This is a genomic window from Streptomyces sp. NPDC050610 (assembly GCF_040654875.1).
GTDB lineage: Bacteria > Actinomycetota > Actinomycetes > Streptomycetales > Streptomycetaceae > Streptomyces.
The window spans coordinates 1-6283 of record NZ_JBFAIV010000080.1 but is presented as its reverse complement, the minus strand read 5'-3'; the positions used below and the strand labels follow the sequence as shown (position 1 = coordinate 6283).

Sequence of the window (6283 nt, the reverse complement as noted above, 5' to 3'; positions counted from 1 at the left end):
GGTCGGCGGAGAATGTGGTGGCGATGCTGGCGGTGCTGAAGGCGGGCGGCGCGTACGTGCCGGTCGACCCGGAGTACCCGGACGAGCGCATCGCCCACATGCTGGCCGACTCCCGGCCGGTCCTGACCCTCACCGAGGAGGAAGTCGGATTCCTCGCGCTCGACGGCGTATCCGACGAGAACCTTGGGCACGCCCCCGCGCAGTCCCACGCCGCGTACATGATCTATACGTCGGGTTCGACGGGTGTGCCGAAGGGTGTGGTGGTGGAGCACCGCTCGCTGGGTGCGTATCTGGTGCGGGCGCGTGAGGTGTATGGGGATGCGGTGGCGGGTGTGTCGCTGGTGCACTCGCCGCTGGCGTTCGACCTGACGGTGACCGCGCTGTATACGCCGTTGGTCAGTGGTGGGTGTGTGCGGTTGGCGGAGTTGGATGAGGGGGCCGTTGAGGGTCCGCGTCCGACCTTTATGAAGGGCACGCCGAGTCATCTGTCGATTCTGGAGGCGCTGCCGGAGGGGGTGTCGCCGTCCGGGACGCTGATTCTGGGTGGTGAGGCTCTGGTCGGTGAGGTGTTGGACGGTTGGCGTGCGGCGCATCCGGATGTGACGGTCTTCAATGCGTACGGTCCGACCGAGGCGACGGTGAACTGCCTGGAGTACCGGCTCGCGCCCGGGGAGCCGACTCCGTTGGGTCCGGTTCCGGTCGGTCGTCCGTTCGCCAATACCCGTGCGTATGTGCTGGATTCGTCGTTGCAGCCGGTGCCGGTGGGTGTTCCGGGTGAGCTGTATGTGGCGGGCGTGGTCCTGGCGCGTGGTTATCACGGGCGGGCGGGGTTGACGGCGGAGCGGTTCGTCGCGGACCCGTTCGGTCGGGTCGGTGGGCGGATGTATCGCACGGGGGATGTGGTGCGTCGTCGTGCCGATGGTGACATCGAGTATGTGGGGCGTGCGGATGATCAGGTGAAGCTGCGCGGTTTCCGTATCGAACTGGGCGAGATCGAGGCCGCGTTGGCGGGGCATCCGTCGCTGTCGCGTGCTGCCGTGGTCGTGCGAGAGGACGAGCCGGGCGACAAGCGCCTCGCCGCCTACGTCGTGCCCAACGGCTCGGCCGACGCGGCGCCCAGCTCCGCCGAACTCCACGCACACCTGGCCGCTTCGCTCCCCGACTACATGGTTCCCTCCGCGTTCGTCGCCCTCGACGCGCTGCCGCTGACGCCGAACGGGAAGCTGGACCGCAAGGCCCTGCCCGCGCCCGACTACGGCACCCAGCAGGCATACGCCGGACTCGCCCCCGCCACGCGAGGACCGCGCTCCCCGCGCGAGGAGATCCTCTGCGGGCTGTTCGCCGAGATCCTGGGCGTGGCGCGGGTCGGCATCGATGAGGACTTCTTCGAGCTGGGCGGGCATTCGCTGCTCGCCATCCGGCTGGTCAGCAGGGCCCGTTCGACGCTCGGCGTGGAGATGGCGATCCGTCAGCTCTTCGAGACCCCGACCGTCGCCGCTCTCTCCGCGGCCCTCGGAGCTGTCGGCAGCGCGCGGGCCGCCGTCGTGCCCATGGAGCGCCCCGACCGGCTGCCCCTCTCCTTCGCACAGCAGCGGCTGCTGTTCCTCGGCGAGCTCGAAGGCCCCAGCGCGACCTACAACCTCCCCGCCGCCCTGCGGCTGACCGGCGAACTGGACCAGCAGGCGCTGCGGGCCGCGCTGCGCGACGTGGTCGCCCGCCACGAGAGCCTGCGCACCCTCTTCCCCGAGGACGCCGACGGCGGGTACCAACTGATCCTGGACCCGGGCGCGGAAGCCGCCCGGCCGACGTTCGAGATCGAGTCCGTCAGCGAGGACGGGCTCCAGGAACGGCTCGACGCCGCGGCCCGGCACGGATTCGACCTCGCGACCGAAATCCCCATCCGGGCCTGGCTGTTCGAGGTGAACCCTCGGGAACACGCGCTGCTTCTCCTCGTGCACCACATCGCCAGCGACGGCTGGTCGATGCCGCTGCTCGTACGCGACCTCGCCGGCGCCTACAACGCGCGCCGCACCGGACGCTCCCCGCGCTGGTCGCCGCTGCCGGTCCAGTACGCCGACTACGCCCTGTGGCAGCGCGAACTGCTCGGCGGGGAGGACGACGCCGACAGCCCCGTCTCGCGGCAGCTCGCGCACTGGCGGGGCGCGCTCGCCGGCCTGCCGGAGGAGCTGGAGCTGCCGACGGACCGGCCGCGCCCGGCGAAGGCCACCTACCGGGGCGACGAGGTCCCCCTGGAGATCCCCGCCGAGCTCCACGGGCGGCTCGCCGCCCTCGCGCGCGCCAACCAGGCGAGCGTGTTCATGGTGGTGCAGGCGGCCCTCGCGACCCTGCTGTCCAAGCTCGGCGCGGGCGACGACATCCCGATCGGCACGCCCATCGCGGGCCGCACGGACGACGCGCTGGAGGACCTGGTCGGGTTCTTCGTCAACACGCTCGTACTGCGCACCGACGTCTCCGGAGACCCCTCCTTCCGTGATCTGGTGGGCCGCGTGCGCGAGGCGGACCTGGCGGCGTACGCGCACCAGGACGTGCCGTTCGAGCGGCTGGTCGAGGTACTCAACCCGGCCCGCTCGCTCTCGCGGCACCCGCTCTTCCAGACGCTGCTGGCCTTCAACAACAACGACCAGCACGCCTCGGCCGACGCGGCGGACGGGCTGCCGGGCCTGGCCGTCGAGGGCCGCCGGGTGAGCACTGGGGTCGCCAAGTTCGACCTCGCGTTCAACCTCGCCGAGCAGCTCGACGCCGACGGCGCGCCCTCCGGCCTCGATGGCGTCATCGAGTACAGCGCCGACCTCTTCGACCGGGCCACGGCCGAGGGGATCGCCGAGCGGTTCGTCCGCGTGCTGGAGGCGGTCGCCGCCGCGCCCGAAGCCCCGCTTGGGCGGCTCGACGTCCTCGCCGCCGACGAGCGGCGGCGCGTGCTGGTGGAGTGGAACGACACCGCGCGCGACGTGCCCGACGCGACGGTCGCGGAGCTCTTCGAGGCGCAGGCGGCGCGGACGCCCGACGCGACGGCGTTGGTGTTCGAGGGCGCGGAGCTGTCGTACGCACAGCTCAACGCCCGTGCCAACCGCCTCGCCCGGCACCTGGCCGACCGGGGCGCGGGCCCCGAGCGGTTCGTGGCCGTGCTGCTGCCGCGCTCCGCGGACCTGGTGGTGGCGCTGCTGGCGGTGCTCAAGACGGGTGCGGCGTACGTACCGGTGGACCCGGAGTTCCCGCAGGACCGCGTCGCGTACATGCTGGAGGACGCGCGGCCGGTCCTGACGCTGACCGAGGACGAGCTCCGGACGCTGTTCCTCGACGGGTACTCCGCCGCGAACCTCGATGTGCCCGCGCTGCCCTCGCAGGCGGCGTACGCCATCTACACCTCGGGTTCGACGGGCCGCCCGAAGGGTGTCGTGGTGCCGGGTTCGGCGCTGGTGAACTTCCTGTCCTCGATGCAGGAGCGGTTCGAACTCAACGAAACAGACCGGTTGTTGGCGGTCACCACGGTGGGCTTCGACATCGCGGGCCTGGAGCTGTACCTCCCGCTCCTCAACGGCGCCGGGCTGGTCCTCGCCTCGCGTGAGACCGTCAAGGACCTGCCGGGTCTCGCGGCGCTCGTACAGCGCTCCGGTGCCACGGCGATGCAGGCGACCCCAAGCCTGTGGCACGCGCTGGTCGAGTCCGGCGTCGAGCTGTCGGGCGTACGGGTGCTGGTCGGCGGCGAGGCGCTGCCGGGCGATCTGGCGAGTGCGCTCGCGAGTGCAGGCCGGTCGGTGACGAACCTCTACGGTCCGACGGAGACCACGATCTGGTCGACGGCGTCGGAGGTGGAGGCTTCCGGTGCGGTGTCGATCGGGCGGCCGATCGGCAATACGCAGGTGTACGTGCTGGACGCCGGGCTGCGTCCGGTCGCGCCTGGTGTGGCGGGTGAGCTGTACATCGCGGGCGACGGCCTGGCCCGCGGCTACCACCGGCGTCCGGACCTGTCGGCGGAGCGGTTCGTGGCCGACCCGTACGGCCGCGCCGGTGCTCGTATGTACCGGACGGGTGACCTGGTGCGGTGGAACCCCCAGGGCATGCTGGAGTACATCGGCCGTACCGACTTCCAGGTCAAGGTCCGCGGCTTCCGTATCGAACTCGGCGAGATCGAGGCGGCGCTCGCCGCGCACCCGTCGGTGGCGCGCGGCACGGTAGTGGTCCGCGAGGACCTCCCCGGCGACAAGCGGCTCGTCGCGTATGCCGTGCCGGCCGAGGGCGCGGCCCCCGAGGCGGGGGCGCTGCGCAGGCACATCGGCGCGTCACTGCCCGATTACATGGTGCCGTCGGCGTTCGTGACGCTGGAGGCGCTGCCGCTCACGCCGAACGGGAAGCTGGACCGCACGGCGCTGCCCGCCCCCGAGTACGGCATCGAGAGCGCCGGACGCGCACCGCGCACCCCGCAGGAAGAGATACTCGCCGGCCTCTTCGCCGAGGTACTCGGCGTCCAGCCGTCCTCCATCGACGAGGACTTCTTCAAGCGCGGCGGCCACTCGCTCGCCGCCATGCGGCTCGTCGGCCGCATCCGCTCCACCTTCGGCGTCGAACTGGCCATCAGCCGGCTCTTCGAGACGCCGACCATCGCGGGCCTCGCCGACGTGCTGCGCGGCGCGGGCGGCGCCCGTACCGCCCTCACCGCCCGGCCGCGCCCCGAGCGCGTCCCGCTGTCCTTCGCGCAGCAACGCCTGTGGTTCCTCAACCAGTTCGAGGGCCCCAGCTCCACATACAACGTCCCCGCGGCCCTCCGCCTCACCGGCGCCCTCGACCGCGAGGCCCTGCGCTCGTCGCTCGCCGACGTCGTGACGCGGCACGAGAGCCTGCGCACGGTCTTCGCCGAGGACTCCCAAGGCGGCCACCAGATCATCCTGGCCGCCGAGGACCCCGCCGTACGGACCGGCATCACGTACGCCGAGGTCGCGACCGAGAGCGAGCTGGAGGCGCGGATCGACGAAGCGGGCCGCTACAGCTTCGACATCTCCGCCGAAATCCCGCTGCGCGCCTGGCTGTTCGGCACCGGTCCCGACGAGCACGTACTGCTGCTGCTCATGCACCACAGCGCGGGCGACGGCGGCTGGTCGATGCCGCTCCTCGTCCGCGACCTCACCGTCGCCTACGCCGCACGCTCCCAGGGCCGGGCCCCGGACTGGGCGCCGCTGCCCGCGCAGTACGCGGACTACACGCTGTGGCAGCGCGAGGTCCTCGGCTCCGAGAGCGACCCGGAGAGCGTGCTCTCCCAGCAGCTCGCCTACTGGCAGGACACCCTCGCCGACCTCCCGCAGGAGCTCCGGCTCCCCACCGACCGGCCCCGGCCGGCCGAGGGATCGCACCGGGGCGGCATGGTCCGCTTCGACCTGCCCGCCGCTCTGCATCAGCGCCTGGAGACGCTGGCCCAGGAGAACCACGCGAGCCTGTTCATGGTGGTGCAGGCCGCCCTCGCGGCCCTGCTGGCGAAGCTGACCGGATCGGACGACATCCCGCTGGGCACGCCCATCGCGGGCCGTACGGACGACGCGCTGGAGGACCTGGTCGGGTTCTTCGTCAACACGCTCGTGCTGCGCACCGACGTTTCCGGAGACCCCTCCTTCCGTGATCTGGTGGGCCGCGTGCGCGAGGCGGACCTGGCGGCGTACGCGCACCAGGACGTGCCGTTCGAGCGGCTGGTCGAGGTCCTCAACCCGGCCCGCTCCATCACCCGGCACCCCCTCTTCCAGACCCTGATCGCCTGGCACAACGCCGGGCACCAGGCCGTGCAGTCGACCACCCAGCTCCCCGACCTGGCCGTGGACGGGCACTCGGTGCGCACCGGCGTGGTCCGCTTCGACCTGCGCTTCGCCCTCGCGGACCTGCGCGGCGACGAGGGCGAGGCGGCCGGGATCAGGGGCGAGGTCGAGTACAGCGCCGACCTGTTCGACCAGGAGACCGCCCAGACCCTCGCCGACCGGTTCGTGCGCGTACTGGAGGCGGTCGCCGCCGCCCCCGACAGCCCGGTCGGCCGCATCGACGTGCTGGACGCCGCCGACCGCCGGCGGGAGCTGGTGGAGTGGAACGACACGGACCGCGAGATCCCGGACGCGCTGCTGCCCGACCTCTTCGAGGCGCAGGCCGCGAGCGCGCCGGACGCCGTCGCGGTAATGGACGGTCATGTCACGCTCACCTACGCCGAGTTGAACGCTCGGGTGAACCGTCTGGCGCGGGTGCTGGTGGAGCGTGGTGTGGGTGCGGAGCGGTTCGTGGCGGTCGTGCT

General features: G+C 72.0%; 1 protein-coding gene. It reads left to right on the top strand.

What is annotated here, in order from left to right:
• Positions 1 to 23: 23 nt before the first annotated feature.
• A partial coding sequence (locus tag AB0I22_RS39445; protein WP_363135861.1) for an amino acid adenylation domain-containing protein occupies positions 24 to 6283 on the top strand: 6260 nt, incomplete at its 3' end.